We start from the raw sequence: 15,564 nt of genomic DNA, 5'->3' as shown, positions 1-15,564 counted from the left end.
TATCAAAAAAGGCTAGTATAATTCTTGCATCTTGCATAGAGTTTTTTTCAGCGACGTTGGAAGGAGGCGGTCATGGAGGTGGATTATGCAGTTGTTGGCGCAGGATCGTCGGGCTGTGTCATTGCCAATCGGTTGAGCGCAGACCCCAACACAACTGTTGCGCTGCTCGAAGCAGGTGGCCGCGATACCAACCCGTGGATTCACATCCCCGTCGGCTATTTCAAAACGATGCATAACCCCTCAGTTGACTGGTGCTATCGCACTGAGCCCGACCCCGGCCTTAACGGTCGATCCATCGACTGGCCACGGGGCAAGGTTCTGGGTGGCTCATCCTCGCTGAACGGTTTGCTCTATGTGCGTGGCCAGAAGGAAGATTACGACCGCTGGCGGCAAATGGGCAACGAGGGTTGGGGCTGGGACGACGTGCTACCCCTGTTCAAACGCTGTGAGGATCAAGAGCGCGGCGAGGATGAATATCATGGCGTCGATGGCCCCTTGTCAGTGTCCAACATGCGCATTCAGCGCCCGATCTGCGATGCCTGGGTCGCAGCAGCACAGGCCGCGGGTTACCCGTTCAACCCAGATTATAACGGGGCCGAGCAAGAAGGCGTGGGTTACTTCCAACTGACCACGCGCAATGGGCGCCGCTGTAGCGCCGCCGTCGCCTATCTCAAGCCCATTCGCGGTCGTCAGAACCTCAACATCATCACCAAAGCGCTTGTGTCGCGTGTGGTTCTGGATGGGAAAAAAGTAACCGGGCTGGTCTACTGGGATCGTTCTGGTACCGAGCAGACACTGACTGTTCGGCGCGAGGTCATCCTGTCCGGCGGGGCGATCAACTCTCCCCAAATCCTGATGTTGTCAGGGATCGGAGAGCCGGATCATCTAAAGGAAAATGGTATCAAACCGCTGCACGCCCTGCCGGGTGTTGGCAAAGGTCTTCAGGATCACTTGCAGGCGCGGCTGGTGTTCAAATGCAATGAGCCCACACTGAATGACGAAGTTCGCAGCCTGTTCAATCAGGCGCGAATCGCGTTGAAATACGCACTATTCCGTGCGGGTCCGATGACAATGGCCGCCAGCCTTGCGACTGGTTTCATGAAAACCCGGCCCGATGTTGAGACGCCCGACATTCAGTTCCACGTGCAACCCTGGTCCGCCGACAGCCCAGGCGAAGGTGTGCATCCGTTTTCGGCCTTCACGATGTCGGTCTGCCAACTGCGTCCGGAAAGTCGGGGAGAGCTGCGCCTGAACGGACCGGACCCATCCGAGCATGTCAAGATCATCCCGAACTATCTGTCCACTGAGACGGACTGCCGAACCATTGTCGACGGCGTGAACATCGCGCGCGGGATTGCCAAACAGAACCCTCTGGCCTCGAAGATTTCAGAAGAGTTTCGACCAACGGCAGAGCTGAGCTGCGAAGATTATGAAGGCACTCTGGATTGGGCCAGATCGAACAGCGTATCGATCTACCACCCAACCGGCACCTGCGCGATGGGGAACGCCGAGACGTCTGTTGTCGACGCAAGACTAAAGGTACACGGTATTTCGAACCTGCGGGTGGCTGATTGTTCGATCATGCCGGAAATCGTTAGCGGCAACACCAACGCACCAGCGATCATGATTGGCGAAAAGGCAAGCGACCTGATTAAGGCGGATGCTTGAGAAATCTGCCATCGTATCTGATCGCCTGATCCCTACAGTATCAATAGATCAGTGCGTCAATCGCATCAAAAACGATCTGGCGCTGTGCCGGTGGTTGGAATCTGCATTCGCTTTGCGACCGCTTTGTCTTGTGACTAAACGAAGTCTGGTAACCGAACCTCGGATGATATTGCGTTAGCCAATAGTCCTAACCGCAACTCCAACTTTCTTTTGACCTCCCCCGCGTTTCGGCCGACTCAAAATCGGTCTTTGCTGCCTACATGATTGTCTCAGGCAGCTCCCTTTGGCTAACATTCACGAATTCCAAAACGACACGCTACCCACGTGCTAATGACGTGCCAACAGGGAACTCATAATAAAGTCTTCAGCGCACACAATGATCCCGGTCATGGGCAATTCTGACAGCACACTACGATATGCACTGCCTTCCAGAACTTCGATCACCAGTTGTGACGCCTGAAGGGGATCCGGAACGGCGCGCAATTCACCGCCGGTAATTCCTCGCTTCACTACGGCTTCCAGGGCCTCAGTCAAACTCGACCGGTTCTCGACGAACAGCTGCGCGATGTCCGGTTGACGAACTGCTTCGCTCGAAATTTCCAATGTTAAAATAACGTTATCCGGCGCAGCAAGGTATTTTGCGTAGGCCTTGATGAACTTTCTTATGACTTTGGGCGCGGGCGCATCTGAGTTCAGGATTTTCAGAAACGGCTCCATCTCGCGGCGTTCAAGTATTGCGATTTCTACAAGCACATCATGTTTGCCGCGAAAATGATTATAGAGATTTCCAAGGCTGACGCCCGCCCGCGCTGCGATATCGCGGACGCCTGTCTGATGATAGCCGCGCTCAAGGAAACACATAACTGCGGCCTCCAAAATCTGGTTGCGACGCTTGGCTGTTGCCTTTTTCCGGATTGATTCCGGCTTCCTGGTGTCATCGGACATTTTTTCAACTTAATATTGAACGAACGATCGTTCATAGTATATGACACTCTATCGAATGCCACAAGGTGCAATGGATTCGGCGGCACAGGAAAGACAGGTCTATGACAGACAAAACTTTGGAAACTCGGCAAAGACCGACCCGGCGATGGCTTTGGATTGGACTATCGTTGGCACTGTTTGTAGCGATCGTCGTCCTCCTGTTTGATACAGAAGATACAATTGATGTTCAGGCAACAACGACCTCACCTCCGCCACCGACCGTCTCCGTCGTCACAGTAGTTTCGGCAACCGTACAAGCGCGGGTTTCGGCGTTTGCCGAAGTTCGGCCTCGGTGGGATGCCAAGCTGCGATCTGCTGTGTCCGGGCGCATCATTGCGGTACACAACGCCGCTTCGGCAGGGACTAAGGTGGAACGGGGTGCCCCTTTGTTTTCAATCGAAAATGCACCTTATCAAAGCGCCGTTGCAGCCGCTGAGATGGAGCTTGAGCAAGCGGAACTGGCGTTATTGCGCGCGCAGAACAAAGTGACAGTCGCGCAACGACAGTTTGACCGGGATGAAACAGAACCGCCAAACGAACTGGCTGTGAATCTGCCGCAATTGCGCATTGCCGAGAAATCCGTTGCCGCTGCGCAGGCACGCCTGAATGCGGCGCGAAATGAACTGAAGGACGCGGAGGTTGTCGCCCCTTTTTCGGGATTTGTAACCCATCGTTTTGCCAGCCTGGGCCAGACGGTCAACCCAGGCGATGCCCTGATACACCTTTCGGACGACCAGCAATTCGAACTGGTCGCCGAGTTTAGTCAGGCGGACTGGGCGTTGTTGGATCATCCGATCTCTGGCGCCACTGCTGATCTGACACAGCGCTCGGGCGGAGCGTTGGGGCGGGCTCAAGTCCGGCGTGGAGGAGGGTTTCTGGATCAAGACACGCGGCAGGTGCGGGTCTTTCTGGATGTCACAAAGCCCGATGAACGCATACTCGCCGGAGACTTCCTGCAGGTTCACATTCCCGGACGCCGGATCTCGGACACACTAACCCTACCCGAAAGCGTCCTGACCCGTGCGGGATACATTTGGCTTGTAGGCGATAAGGACCAATTGCAGAGGCTTAGCCCGAACATCCTGTTCCGCAGCGAAAGTACAGTGACGGTATCGGCTCCCGAAGGGACCGGCCCGTGGCGCGTGGCCAAAACACCTTTGGCCTCGTTTCTGCCCGGTCAGCGGGTGACGCCGCAATCAGATGGGGGCTGAGCCATGCACGCTCTGACTTCCTGGTTTATTCGAAATCCGGTCGCTGCCAATTTGATGATGGCGCTGATCCTATTTCTTGGGGTGCAAACGCTGCTGAACATTCGGATCGAAGGCTTCCCCCGCATTCCGCCGGAAAGTGTTACAATCGCGATCGAGTTTCCGGACGCCACAGCCGAACAGGTTGATGAATTGGTGACCCAGAAAGTTGAGCAGGCCCTCGAAGGTTTGGAGGGCGTGCGTAGTGTGACCTCACAATCCCAAAATGACCTAAGTGTCGTGACTGTCCGTCGCGCAGGTGGCCAGAAACTACAAGCCGTCCTGGATCGTGTCCGTATTCGGATCGACGGCTTGACTGATCTGCCTGATACTGCGCGCCGACCCGTGATCGAAGCCTCGGGTTTCGATTTTCCGGCGCTGTATCTGAACTTGTTCGGAGAAACAGACCCCGCCACATTGCAGAGCTTGGCGCAACGCCTGAAAGAAGAGTTGCTGGCGCAACCGGAATTGTCGCGGTTGCAAATCTGGGGCCTGATACCGCGGGAATTGCGCATTGAAATCGACCCGGCGTTGCTGCGCCACTATGGGTTGACGGTTTCGGATGTGACCCGTGCCATCGAAGGGAATTCGCTGGCATTTCAGGCAGGTCGTCTGAGGACCGATGGCGGTACGATCTATCTGCGGGCCGATGACAGGGCGAAATACGTGCCGGAATACGCAGCTCTGCCGATCATCGAACGTGACGACGGGTCCTATGTGCCTTTGGGCGATATTGCCAAAATCGAAGACGGGTTTCAGGACGGCGAGTACCTGTTTCGCCTGAACAGCAAACCAACCGTAGGGATGGAGGTTCTGGTCGGGCAGAGGGAAAACCTGCTGGAGATCAGTGATGTCGTGCGCAGCACGGTTGACGAGTTCAGCCGACAGCTGCCGTCGCAGGTTCAGGTCGAGATCTGGGGTGATAGCGCTGGCTACATCTCGGACCGCCTGGCGCTGTTGCGCTCAAACGGGGTGCAGGGTTTGATCCTTGTGACCCTGATGCTGTCGATTTTCCTGAACGTGCGTTTGGCCTTCTGGGTTGCCATGGGCATTCCTGTTTCGGTCATGGGGGCGCTTGCTGTCTCGGGCTCGAAATGGGTGGACTATTCGCTGAACGATGTCACGACTTTTGGTCTGATCATTGCCTTGGTAATTCTGGTCGATGATGCCGTTGTAGTCGGCGAAAGCGTTTTCGAAGAACGCCGCAAGGGGAAGGACCCGATTAGGGACACGGAACGCGGCGTGCATCGCGTGGCTGTTGCGACCGTCTTTGGCGTGCTGACCACAATCGCAGCCTTTTTCCCGATGCTGTTGATCGACAATCCGCTGGGCAAGGTACTTGCCGGGTTCGCGGGCATCGTGATCCTGACGCTGATCTTTTCGCTTATCGAAAGCAAATTCATCCTGCCCGCCCATCTGGCGCAGGTTTCGATGCGGCAAGAGCGTCGATACCTGCTGACCCGCTTGTGGGGGCGGGTACAGGATTCTGCGCAGGGCGGGTTGTACTGGGTGCGGGATCGCATCTACAAGCCTTTGCTCGTCGCGGCGGTGCGTCAGCGCTATGCCGTGCTGATCTTGTTTATTGCCGCCGCAACGCTGGGGCTTGGCCTGATGTACAAGGGCAAGGTCAGGACGGTGTTCTTTCCCGAGGTGCCCGGTCAGGTCATCACGATGAACCTGGAAATGGATGCCCGCTCCCCCTTTGCACTGACCCGCACGAACGTGAATCGGATCGAAGCCGTGTTGAACGAGCTGAACGTCGAGCTTGCAGAAGAGGCGAGCATGTCTGCTCCACCCGTTCAGACAGTATTCACCATCATCAACAGCGCTGGAAATGCGCAAATTTTCTCTGAAATGATCCCGGTAGCTGAGCGTCCGAATGTCCCGATCCTTTCTGTGGTCCGCGAATGGCGCGACCGGGTCGGTGCGGTCGAGGGCGCCACCGAGTTGGAGTTCACCGGATCGGAAACGCTTGCCGGAGGGTTCCGAATCCGGTTGGCGTCAAAAGACGAAGACCTTCTGCAGCAAGCCAGCGCCGAAATGAAAGGTTTCCTGTCGAACATCGAGGGCGTGGCAAATGTAAGGGATGGGTTGGTGGGCGGCCAACCTGAACTGAAACTCCGCCTGCGCCCGGACGCGCGGCACCTTGGTTTTAACGCCGAGGCTCTGGCCAGACAGATTGGCTATGGGTTCGGCGGGGCCGAGGTGACCAAGGTCAGACGCGATGGGTCCGAAGTCCGCGTAGTCGTACAGAACGCGCGTGAAAACCGCGATACGTTGGCGGATCTGGTGCAGACCCGGTTGCGCAGCGCATCCGGCGCCTGGGTGCCGCTTGAGACCGTCGCCGAAATCGAGGGCACCTATGCCTCTGGCACTATCGATCGCCGTGACGGCAAGCGCATGAGCATCGTAGCCGCGTCCATCGACCGCGACCTTGTTGCTCCCGAAGAGGTGGGGCAGGCGGTGTTCGAGCAGCTGGTCCCGAAACTCCGTGCCAAATATCCCAGCGTAACCGTCCTGCCGGCCGGTGAACTGGAAGAAATGGCCGATATAAGCGATGGCCTGAAGCGCGCGCTGTTGCTGGCAGCCGTTCTGATCTATGTGCTGATGGCCGTGCCGTTGAAAAGCTATTGGCAGCCTTTCGTCATTCTGGCCATCGTGCCATTCGGCTTTATCGCAGCCGCCGTCGGGCACCTGATCATGGATGTCTCGCTGTCGCTGTTTTCGTTCTTCGGCATGCTTGCTCTGACCGGTGTGATTGTGAACGACAGTCTGGTCATGATCACCCGCTACAATCAGGCGCGAGAGGAAGGTCAGCCCGTGAATCTGGCGCTGAGAAGCGCAGGCATTGGACGTTTCAAGGCGATCTTTCTGACCACCGCAACTACAGTGATTGGTCTGCTGCCTTTGCTGACCGAAACCTCTGAGCAAGCGCAGTATCTGATCCCTGCGGCAATCTCTTTAGCTTTTGGAGAACTCTTCGGCACAGCCCTCATGCTGCTGTTGGTGCCGGTACTGATCGCCATCACCGAGGATGTCATTGCCATTTTCAAGTCACCCCTTCCGCAGCCTTCTGAAGAAAGGACAAAGCCATGATACGGAACCTTCTAGCCCCTGCGTTCGCCGTGGTAACGCTTGCGACACCGGCCTCCGCCGAGGGTCTGAATGTGACTGTGGACGGCATCCGCAACGCCAACGGCAACATCGTGATCCTTGTATTCGATAACGCGCGCGCCTTTGACAGTTTGGATGTCTGGAGCGCCATTGACTACGCCCAGATTCCGTCACGTAAAGGCAGCGTCAGCCATGAGTTTTCTGACCTGAACGCGGGCCCATACGCTGTACTGCTGTTTCATGACGAAAACAAGGACGATGACCTGAACATGACTGAGACGAAACTGTTCGAGGGGCTGGGTTCAACAGGTGCCTCAGACCCTCAGGACGAGCCGGATTTCAAGGCTGCCTCGGTTTGGCCGGGCGATGTGCGTGTTCGCATTCACTATGATCAGTAGTGCGCCATGCTGACAGATCGACAACTGACAATCGGCACGCTTCTGAGTGTGTTCCGCTGGCGCGTAGGGCTTACGTGGTTCCTGATCCTGGCTGAAACTGCCATGACGGTTCTGATTCCGCTGTTCGTCGGCTTCGCCATAGATGGATTGCTGAGCGAAGATTTTGAGCCCTTTGTGCAGTTAGGTGCGCTCATGGTTGCCCTCACTATGATCAGCGTGATCCGGCGGATTTACGATACACGTGTCTACGGTATGATCCGTGTCGAATTGGGCAAGGCGCTTGCCGCGCGGTTTTCAAATCTTCCAATTTCGTCGCTGAACGCCCGGATCGGCATGGGGCGCGAACTGGCCGACTTTCTTGAGGAGATCCTGCCCTCGGCAATCGCGGGGGTGGTGCAGTTCGTCGTATCAGCAATTTTGCTGTTTTACTTCTCGCCAGTTCTGGCCCTGTCTGCCTGTGGAGTTCTTGTCGGAATGATATCTGTGTACGCTCTGTTTCATTCGACGTTTTGGCAATGGAACCGTGCGCTGAATGAGCAAATGGAGCATCAGGTCAGTGTTCTGGAACAACGACGTGACCGTCCGGTTTTCGTCCACCTGAGTAAACTGCGCCGGTTCGAAGTAAAGCTCTCGGATACCGAAGCCGTTCTGTATGGCGTAATCTTCATTCTGTTAATAGGTCTGCTCCTATTCAACCTGTGGTTCGCGACCCAAAACCTGGATGCGACACCGGGCATGATATTTTCGATTATCAGCTATTCGTGGGAGTTTGCGGAAGCCGCACTTGCTTTGCCCGTCACCTTACAATCCTGGTCTCGCCTGTCAGAAATTACGACCAGGTTGCAGAGCGATTGATCAGGCTTGCATACCATAAATGGCGTGATACGGGATTTGTAATCAGGAAGTAATCAGTCCATTCCGGTCGTGCGCAGCCTAGCTAAAGGAGGGGTAAAAAGAGCTAATAAACTAGAGCTTTGTGAATTCAGACAAAGCCTGCAACGGGCGCATTATGACTGAAGATCGGGCGTCGCGCTGTAATCGTTCGATGAGCTTCTTGAATATGGCCGGATTTCAATAGCAGATTCAGGTAAGTCAGCTCCAAAAGGTCACGCTGTGCGCGGCTGCCACCCAGACGAGCGTGATCTGCCATGACCGGTGTCAGCTGTTGCAGCGCATCCGTCCAATCTTGTCGCGCAATCGCGCCCCACGCACGGGCCACCGGGCGAACAAGATCTGACGCAAAACCCAAGCTTGTTTCGGTCAGAACCGCAAGGCGTTCTCCTTCCCCTGCCATTGCATGAGCCAGTGCGCCATGTATGTCTGCAAAACTCATGCCTGGGTTTGGAAAAAACCGTGATGCGTATTCACTCAGGTCGCGCCAAAGTTTGGGCGCAACTGTTAGACCCGCAATCTCAGTGCGGTGCAAAAGTGCAGCAGCATCGGTTAGAACATTTATCGGCAACGAATAGGACGCTGCGGGTGCGATAGCCCCCTCGTAAATCGTCCATAGCTCAGCCTCATCCCCTTGCTCCAAGGCCCACAGAGCGCGATGCCAACTTAAGTGGCCGTGCAATACCGAGCGCACATCATAATCCGCGATCCAGTCGGCAAGGTATGCGCGACCGGCCTCTCCATAACCTTGCTCGTAGAGTGTGTGCGCTTTGAAGTGTGACGCGTTTGCATTGGCGTTGTTCAAAGCGAGCGAGCCGTCCATCATGGACATGGCCTCATCAAGCCGCCCAACTTCGCACAGCGCCTGACCGTGTACGCTCATAACCCACCAGTCTTCGCCCAAGGCATCAAATAATTTGGTCGTGTAGGCAAGTTGCGTGCTTTCCCGACCAGGCTCACCCGATGTCCCAATCAAACCAAAAATGTTGGTACAGATCTGCGCGACAAGGACATCGCGGGGGTGATGAGCAGCGTGCTTCAGAACTGCGCTTCGTGCCTGTGAAACACGTCCCTGAAGCAAGAGATCGAATACCGCGAGATGACCCTCCTCGCGCTCAGTCAACCCAGATGCGCAGGCGCGGGCCGACGCCATTGCCTCTTGAGCGCCAGACATATCGTTTTCATACATTCGAGCTCGAGCAAGCCCAACGTGACCGAGGGCGAAGCCGGGATCGGCCGTGATGGCGGCGGAAAAAGCTTCGCTTGCACCAAACGTTGCTGCAAGGATGTGATCAAGCCCCGCGACGTAGGCGTCCCGCGCCTCTGGCAGGCTGGTCGTCAGCGTCAGTCCATATCGGTCAACCAGCATCTCCAAACTCCCACTTTCGTCAGCATACTCAAACGTGCGTGCTCGCAACTGCCCAACGCTAGCACAAAAAGCGAAACCATAAGCACTATTGTGGATAATCGATTGCTATAAGGATCGAACCATCGGTTAACGGGCTGGCCTTCTGGCCTTCACTGCTGATTGAAATGATATTGATTGAACCAAGCGTGCCTCATAGCCTTTCTTTGCCAATAGGGTTGTCCTAACGAGGCACAGCGATGAGGTGCACATTGCCTACCAAGTATATGGCGATGGCTTTCTTGCTACGTTTGACGGACCCGGCCAGGCGATCCATCGTGGCAAGGCGATTGGCGATGCCATTTCCAAGCTGAATCTGGAAGTTCGCATAGGGGGTCACACAGGCGAGGTCGAAGTTTCTGCGGATGATGTGCGCGGAATTGCCATTAACATTGCAGCGCGTATCTCAGAATTGGGCGGAGGCGGCGACATCGTCGTTTCCAGAACAGTAAAAGATCTGGTGGCTGGGTCCGGTCTGGACTTCGAAAGTCTTGGAACAAAAGAACTGAAGGGCTTATCCGAAGACTGGCAAGTTTATAAAGCGGTCTAAAGGCATCTCTAGCCATTCCCCCCAACAGCTTTCGGAAGTCACAAATTAAACATCAAATGATGACGGCGGGAGGGGTCGGGCAGATCTTCATTAGCCTTAAATTGTGGTTTTCACCCAATCAATATGAACGGCGGATTTGGCCTCAAAGCCGCCGAATAGCAGCATGCTAGCCACCTCGGCACGAATGCTTCGGAGCTGGGCATCGCCTAATGTGTAACCGCTCTTTGAACGTCCGACATCGTTGATCCATTTGCCAAACGCATACTTTTTAGCCAATTTGCGACAATGGAGTTTCTCGACGTCAGCCACAACAGTTTCCTCGTCGCCATGTCCTGCATCGTTGCCTTCGTGGCAGGGTTTACAGGATTGTCGATGACGCGAGATCTTTCGACGAAGCCGGTCTTTGAAAAGAAGGCCTCGGTGGCTCTTGCGGCTGTTTCGCTTGGCGGTGGAATCTGGGCCATGCACTTCGTGGCCATGCTCGGGCTTCAGATGCCGATCCTGTTCTATTACGACGCTGCAATCACACTCGTGTCTGCCCTTGTCGCGATCCTGCTCGTCGGGGCTGCGCTTATTCTGTTGCATTTCACCGAACGCAACCGCGCCACGATTGCGATGGCAGGAGGCGTTGTTGGGTTGGGCATCTTGGCGATGCACTATATTGGCATGGCTGGCTTGGAGCTTTGCCGGGCAGTGTATACGCCCAGTGGCGTCATCTTGTCCTCGATTGCTGCAATAGCGCTTTGTATGCTGGCTTTCGCGATTGCCTACGGGCAGCGAACAAACAGAAACATTTTGCTGGGCACTTTGTGTTTTGCAGCGGCGGTTTGCACCGTTCATTTTCTTGCTCTGGCGAGCACCCGTTTCGTCGCCGTGCCAAGTGGGGTTGAGTTTGGCCCGTTGATGAGCAATGAGACGCTGGCCATTGGCGTAATCCTGTTCAGTTTCATCATATTTGGTGCTTGCTTGTGGGTCAGCGTGACCTACCTGCCAGGACCTTCGAGGAAAGACCCGGAGCCAACAGAAGCGACCGCGGATGTAAAACCATTGCTGCAAATTCCTTGCGAACGGGATGGAGGAAAGGTCTTCATCTCTGCCGAAGATGTTCTGTTTTTGCGCGCGGATGGGCACTACACCCAAGTTTACACCGAAACGGATCGGTTGTTTTGTGTCTGGCCAGTGACCGAGGCCGCCAAGCGATTGGTGCCCACCGGATTTCTCCAGACCCACCGCAGCTACCTTGTCAATCCTCAGCGCGTGGCGCGGTTTGAGCGTACCAAGGATAAGGGCCGATGCCTGTTCGACGGGGATGGTTTGCCACCCGCGCCGGTCAGTCGATCCAAACTCAAGACGGTTCAGGATGCGCTTGCATCGCAGGTGGGCGCAATTCGTGCGACCTAGGGCGCATTTCGTGCAAAATACCTGTTTTTTGTTGATTTACTGAAGCGTCGCCATCCACGCGCATGCAGTGATCCTTTCAGCCAGAACATTTGCTTGAAGGGAGGAGAGCCGATGATTCCAGCGGCATTCGAATACTACAGACCCAAGGACATGGCGGGTGTGCTGTCGATCCTGGAAGAGCATGGCGATGATGCCCGCGTCATGGCCGGTGGGCACAGCCTGATTCCGATGATGAAGTTGCGGATGGCGGATGTGCCGCATCTGATCGATCTTCAGGATGTTGGCGGCATGTCTGATATCGAGATCGGAGGTGACAGTATCCGCATCGGTGCGATGGTCACCCAGCACGCGATTATTGATCACGACGCACTGGCTGAGGCCGCTCCGATTCTGCGCGAAGCTGCTCTTCAGATCGCAGACCCGCAAGTCCGATACATGGGTACAGTTGGTGGCAACGTGGCCAATGGCGACCCTGGCAATGACATGCCCGGCCTGATGCAGTGCCTGAATGCGCGTTTCACTGTCGAGGGTCCTGACGGGGAACGCGACATCGCTGCCCGCGAGTTTTACGAAGCCGCCTACATGACCGCTCGGGAAGACGAAGAAGTGTTGACGGCAGTCACCATCCCAACGCCGTATGGCGGTTACGCCTATGAAAAACAAAAGCGCAAGATTGGTGATTATGCTACCGCTGCTGCTGCAGTCCAGATCGTGAAAGAAGGTGGCACCTGTGCCTCCGCCTCGATTGCAATGACCAATCTGAGCGACACACCGGTCTTTTCCGAGGCGGCTGGGGCCGCTCTGGTTGGCACCGGCGTCGATGCAAATGCCATTAAGACCGCTGTGGCCGCCATGCTCGGTGATATTGACCCCACCGAGGACAACCGCGGCCCCGTCGCTTTCAAGAAACACGTGGCAGGTATCATTCTAACCCGCGCCATTGAGCGCGCCTGGTCGCGTGCGTGAGGAGATCGTCCGATGTCAAAGAAACAACACTACAAGATCACGGTGAACGGCAAGGAAGAGGAATTCCTTGCCGAGCCACGCGAACTTCTCATCTACACGCTGCGCGAGCGGCTCAACATCACCGGCCCGCATATTGGCTGCGAGACTTCCCATTGTGGCGCTTGCACCGTCACCATTGATGGCAAATCAGTCAAGTCCTGCACCATGTTCGTGGCTCAGGCCGATGGCAAGGATATCACAACCATCGAAGGCATCGGTGGGCCTGACGCGCTGCACCCGCTGCAAGAGGCGTTTAAGGAACATCACGGGCTGCAATGCGGTTACTGCACACCGGGCATGATCACACGTGCGGCAAAGTTGCTCGAAGAGAACCCGAACCCGTCCGAGGAAGAGATCCGTTTTGGCATGGCAGGTAATATCTGCCGCTGTACCGGGTATCAGAACATCGTGAAGTCCATCAAAGCCGCAGCGGCCGAGATGAATGCAGCCAAGGAGGCGGCCCAATGAATGACATGACACCAGATCGTGAGGAACGCACCGCGAACCTCAAGGGCATGGGCTGTTCGCGCAAAAGGGTGGAAGATGCCCGCTTTACTCAAGGCAAGGGCAACTACGTCGATGACGTGAAGCTTGACGGGATGCTCTTTGGAGATTTCGTCCGCTCTCCCTACGCTCACGCACGGATCACCAACATCGATACGGCGGCAGCACTTGAAGTGCCCGGCGTTCTCGCTGTGCTGACCGCCAAGGACCTTGAACCGCTCGGCCTCCATTGGATGCCGACGCTGGCCGGCGACAAGCAAATGGTTCTGGCCGATGGCAAGGTTCTGTTTCAAGGCCAGGAAGTGGCGTTTGTGGTGGCCGAAGACCGCTATGCGGCGGCAGATGGAATCGAGGCCGTCGAAGTCGAATACGAAGAGCTTGAGGTTCTGGTCGATCCGTTCAAGGCGATGGAATCAGAGATAGTTCTGCGTGAAGACACCGTGGGCGAGGATGGCAAACCAATCGATGGAGCACATGGTCCTCGAAAGCATCACAACCACATCTTCACGTGGGAAGCGGGCGACAAGGGTCCAACATTCGAGACAATCGACAATGCCGAGGTCGTTGCCGAAGAGACCATGTATTACCACCGTACGCACCCATGCCCACTGGAAACCTGCGGCTGTGTCGCCTCAATGGACAAGGTCAATGGCAAGCTGACTCTTTGGGGCACGTTCCAGGCGCCTCATGCTATCCGCACTGTGGTCAGCCTGATTTCCGGGATCGAGGAACACAATATCCGTGTGATCTCTCCCGATATTGGCGGCGGGTTTGGAAATAAGGTTGGGGCCTATCCGGGCTATGTGTGTTCGGTCGTCGCCTCCATCGTCACCGGCAAGCCGGTAAAGTGGATCGAAGACCGGATGGACAATCTGATGACCACCGCCTTTGCCCGCGACTATTGGATGAAGGGCCGCATTTCTGCCACCAAGGACGGCAAGATCACCGGGTTGCATTGCCATGTGACAGCGGACCATGGTGGATTTGACGCCTGCGCCGACCCAACCAAATTCCCGGCGGGTTTCATGAATATCTGCACCGGATCTTACGACATCCCGACTGCATTCCTTGAGGTTGATGGCGTCTACACCAACAAAGCGCCGGGCGGGGTCAGCTACCGTTGTTCCTTCCGCGTGACAGAGGCGGTTTATTTCATCGAACGGATGATCGAGGTGCTGGCGATCGAGTTGAACATGGACGCGGCAGATTTGCGCCGGATCAACTTCATCAAGAAAGAGCAATTCCCCTATCAGGCTGCGCTTGGCTGGGAATATGACTCTGGCGATTATCACACTGCCTGGGACAAAGCGCTCAGCACCGTCGACTACGAGGGATTGCGCAAGGAACAGGCCGAGCGTCTAGAGGCGTTCAAACGGGGCGAAACGCGCAAGCTCATGGGAATCGGTCTCAGTTTCTTCACTGAGATCGTGGGTGCCGGCCCAGTGAAGAATTGCGATATCCTGGGTCTCGGCATGTTCGATAGCTGCGAAATTCGCATCCATCCCACGGGCTCTGCAATTGCACGGCTTGGAACGATTTCGCAGGGGCAAGGCCACGCGACGACATTCGCACAGATACTGGCCTCCGAGATCGGATTACCTGCCGATAACATCACCATCGAAGAGGGCGACACCGATACCGCGCCCTATGGTCTGGGCACCTACGGCTCGCGCTCGACCCCGGTTGCCGGGGCGGCTACGGCCATGGCTGGCCGCAAGATCCGCGCCAAGGCGCAAATGATCGCGGCCTATCTGTTGGAAGTGCATGACGATGACGTCGAGTTCGACGTCGACCGTTTCGTGGTCAAAGGAGCGCCCGAGCGGTTCAAGACCATGAAAGAAATCGCATTCGCCGCCTACAATCAGGCCATTCCAGGGATTGAGCCAGGGCTTGAAGCGGTCAGCTACTATGACCCGCCAAACATGACTTATCCGTTCGGTGCCTATGTCTGCGTGATGGATATTGATGTGGATACAGGCGTGCCAGACATCCGCCGCTTCTACGCGCTGGACGATTGCGGTACCCGGATCAACCCGATGATCATCGAAGGACAGGTGCATGGCGGCCTGACCGAAGCACTCGCCGTCGCTTTGGGCCAGGAAATCGCCTATGACGATCAGGGCAACGTGAAGACGGGCACGCTGATGGATTTCTTCCTGCCGACCGCATGGGAGGTTCCGAACTACGAGACCGACTACACCGTCACGCCGTCGCCACATCATCCCATCGGTGCGAAGGGCGTGGGCGAAAGTCCGCATGTGGGCGGGGTGCCATGCTTCTCCAACGCGGTGCAAGATGCGTTTCGGGCCTTTGGTCTGCGGCATACCAACATGCCACATGATCACTGGCGGATCTGGAAGACCGCCAATGAGCTTGGCCTGCACGGCTAAAGGCGAA

13 protein-coding genes are annotated in these 15,564 nt (G+C 56.1%); 10 read left to right on the top strand and 3 right to left on the bottom strand.

Annotation, left to right across the window (positions count from 1 at the left end; translation table 11 throughout):
* The first annotated feature begins 72 nt into the window (after nt 1-72).
* Nucleotides 73-1,668 (top strand): GMC family oxidoreductase, encoded by a 1,596-nt coding sequence (locus ACR0NM_RS12955; RefSeq protein ID WP_480615064.1) that lies wholly within the window; start codon nt 73-75, stop codon nt 1,666-1,668.
* 327 nt (nt 1,669-1,995) lie between these two features.
* On the opposite strand, the gene ACR0NM_RS12950 is transcribed toward ACR0NM_RS12955, so the two are convergent.
* The gene (locus tag ACR0NM_RS12950) at nt 1,996-2,613 is read right to left on the bottom strand and encodes a TetR/AcrR family transcriptional regulator (protein ID WP_480615062.1); all 618 of its coding nucleotides are present in this window, start codon (nt 2,611-2,613) and stop codon (nt 1,996-1,998) included.
* A 101-nt stretch (nt 2,614-2,714) separates the two neighbouring features.
* Between ACR0NM_RS12950 and ACR0NM_RS12945 the strand changes: the two genes are divergently transcribed.
* From ACR0NM_RS12945 to ACR0NM_RS12930, 4 genes are read left to right on the top strand one after another with little or no spacing between them, the layout of a single operon-like run.
* A complete protein-coding gene (locus ACR0NM_RS12945; RefSeq protein ID WP_480615060.1) occupies nt 2,715-3,863 on the top strand; it encodes an efflux RND transporter periplasmic adaptor subunit in 1,149 nt (382 codons plus the stop codon).
* Nucleotides 3,864-3,866: 3 nt separating this feature from the next.
* Nucleotides 3,867-6,995, top strand: a complete 3,129-nt coding sequence (locus tag ACR0NM_RS12940; protein WP_480615058.1) for an efflux RND transporter permease subunit — start codon at nt 3,867-3,869, stop codon at nt 6,993-6,995.
* The gene (locus ACR0NM_RS12935) at nt 6,992-7,411 is read left to right on the top strand and encodes a DUF2141 domain-containing protein (RefSeq protein ID WP_480615056.1); all 420 of its coding nucleotides are present in this window, start codon (nt 6,992-6,994) and stop codon (nt 7,409-7,411) included. The genes ACR0NM_RS12940 and ACR0NM_RS12935 overlap by 4 nt, the downstream gene beginning before the upstream one ends.
* Nucleotides 7,412-7,417: 6 nt before the next feature.
* Nucleotides 7,418-8,266 (top strand): ABC transporter six-transmembrane domain-containing protein, encoded by an 849-nt coding sequence (locus ACR0NM_RS12930; RefSeq protein ID WP_480615054.1) that lies wholly within the window; start codon nt 7,418-7,420, stop codon nt 8,264-8,266.
* A gap of 127 nt (nt 8,267-8,393) precedes the next feature.
* Here the strand turns inward: ACR0NM_RS12930 and ACR0NM_RS12925 are convergent, their stop codons facing one another.
* Nucleotides 8,394-9,671 (bottom strand): tetratricopeptide repeat protein, encoded by a 1,278-nt coding sequence (locus ACR0NM_RS12925; protein WP_170402091.1) that lies wholly within the window; start codon nt 9,669-9,671, stop codon nt 8,394-8,396.
* Nucleotides 9,672-9,912: 241 nt separating this feature from the next.
* Between ACR0NM_RS12925 and ACR0NM_RS12920 the strand changes: the two genes are divergently transcribed.
* Entirely contained in the window at nt 9,913-10,257 is a 345-nt protein-coding gene (locus tag ACR0NM_RS12920; RefSeq protein ID WP_480615052.1) for an adenylate/guanylate cyclase domain-containing protein, read from the top strand.
* Between the two features lie 96 nt (nt 10,258-10,353).
* On the opposite strand, the gene ACR0NM_RS12915 is transcribed toward ACR0NM_RS12920, so the two are convergent.
* Nucleotides 10,354-10,566, bottom strand: coding sequence for a hypothetical protein (locus ACR0NM_RS12915; RefSeq protein WP_170402087.1), 213 nt, complete (start codon nt 10,564-10,566; stop codon nt 10,354-10,356).
* Here ACR0NM_RS12915 and ACR0NM_RS12910 point away from each other — a divergent pair.
* The 4 genes from ACR0NM_RS12910 (at nt 10,543) to ACR0NM_RS12895 (ending at nt 15,557) form a co-directional block, all read left to right on the top strand.
* On the top strand, nt 10,543-11,658 hold the full coding sequence (locus ACR0NM_RS12910) for an MHYT domain-containing protein (RefSeq protein WP_480567406.1): 1,116 nt from the start codon (nt 10,543-10,545) through the stop codon (nt 11,656-11,658). The genes ACR0NM_RS12915 and ACR0NM_RS12910 overlap by 24 nt on opposite strands.
* A gap of 111 nt (nt 11,659-11,769) precedes the next feature.
* Nucleotides 11,770-12,624, top strand: a complete 855-nt coding sequence (locus tag ACR0NM_RS12905; RefSeq protein ID WP_480615049.1) for an FAD binding domain-containing protein — start codon at nt 11,770-11,772, stop codon at nt 12,622-12,624.
* Between the two features lie 12 nt (nt 12,625-12,636).
* Nucleotides 12,637-13,131, top strand: coding sequence for a (2Fe-2S)-binding protein (locus tag ACR0NM_RS12900; RefSeq protein WP_170392521.1), 495 nt, complete (start codon nt 12,637-12,639; stop codon nt 13,129-13,131).
* Nucleotides 13,128-15,557, top strand: a complete 2,430-nt coding sequence (locus tag ACR0NM_RS12895; protein WP_480615047.1) for an aerobic carbon-monoxide dehydrogenase large subunit — start codon at nt 13,128-13,130, stop codon at nt 15,555-15,557. The genes ACR0NM_RS12900 and ACR0NM_RS12895 overlap by 4 nt, the downstream gene beginning before the upstream one ends.
* Nucleotides 15,558-15,564 lie beyond the last annotated feature (7 nt).

The organism is Ruegeria sp. AF2 (assembly GCF_056542025.1).
The sequence above is the reverse complement of the archived record's forward strand: the minus strand, read 5'-3'. Positions and strand labels throughout refer to the sequence as shown.

Excerpts from the sequence above, each read along its gene's own strand:
- ACR0NM_RS12905 (WP_480615049.1), top strand. The coding sequence starts at position 11,770 with ATGATTCCAGCGGCATTCGAATACTACAGACCCAAGGACATGGCGGGT.
- ACR0NM_RS12910 (WP_480567406.1), top strand. The coding sequence starts at position 10,543 with ATGGAGTTTCTCGACGTCAGCCACAACAGTTTCCTCGTCGCCATGTCC.
- ACR0NM_RS12945 (WP_480615060.1), top strand. The coding sequence starts at position 2,715 with ATGACAGACAAAACTTTGGAAACTCGGCAAAGACCGACCCGGCGATGG.
- ACR0NM_RS12950 (WP_480615062.1), bottom strand. The coding sequence starts at position 2,613 with ATGTCCGATGACACCAGGAAGCCGGAATCAATCCGGAAAAAGGCAACA.
- ACR0NM_RS12895 (WP_480615047.1), top strand. The coding sequence starts at position 13,128 with ATGAATGACATGACACCAGATCGTGAGGAACGCACCGCGAACCTCAAG.
- ACR0NM_RS12935 (WP_480615056.1), top strand. The coding sequence starts at position 6,992 with ATGATACGGAACCTTCTAGCCCCTGCGTTCGCCGTGGTAACGCTTGCG.
- ACR0NM_RS12930 (WP_480615054.1), top strand. The coding sequence starts at position 7,418 with ATGCTGACAGATCGACAACTGACAATCGGCACGCTTCTGAGTGTGTTC.
- ACR0NM_RS12925 (WP_170402091.1), bottom strand. The coding sequence starts at position 9,671 with ATGCTGGTTGACCGATATGGACTGACGCTGACGACCAGCCTGCCAGAG.
- ACR0NM_RS12955 (WP_480615064.1), top strand. The coding sequence starts at position 73 with ATGGAGGTGGATTATGCAGTTGTTGGCGCAGGATCGTCGGGCTGTGTC.
- ACR0NM_RS12940 (WP_480615058.1), top strand. The coding sequence starts at position 3,867 with ATGCACGCTCTGACTTCCTGGTTTATTCGAAATCCGGTCGCTGCCAAT.
- ACR0NM_RS12900 (WP_170392521.1), top strand. The coding sequence starts at position 12,637 with ATGTCAAAGAAACAACACTACAAGATCACGGTGAACGGCAAGGAAGAG.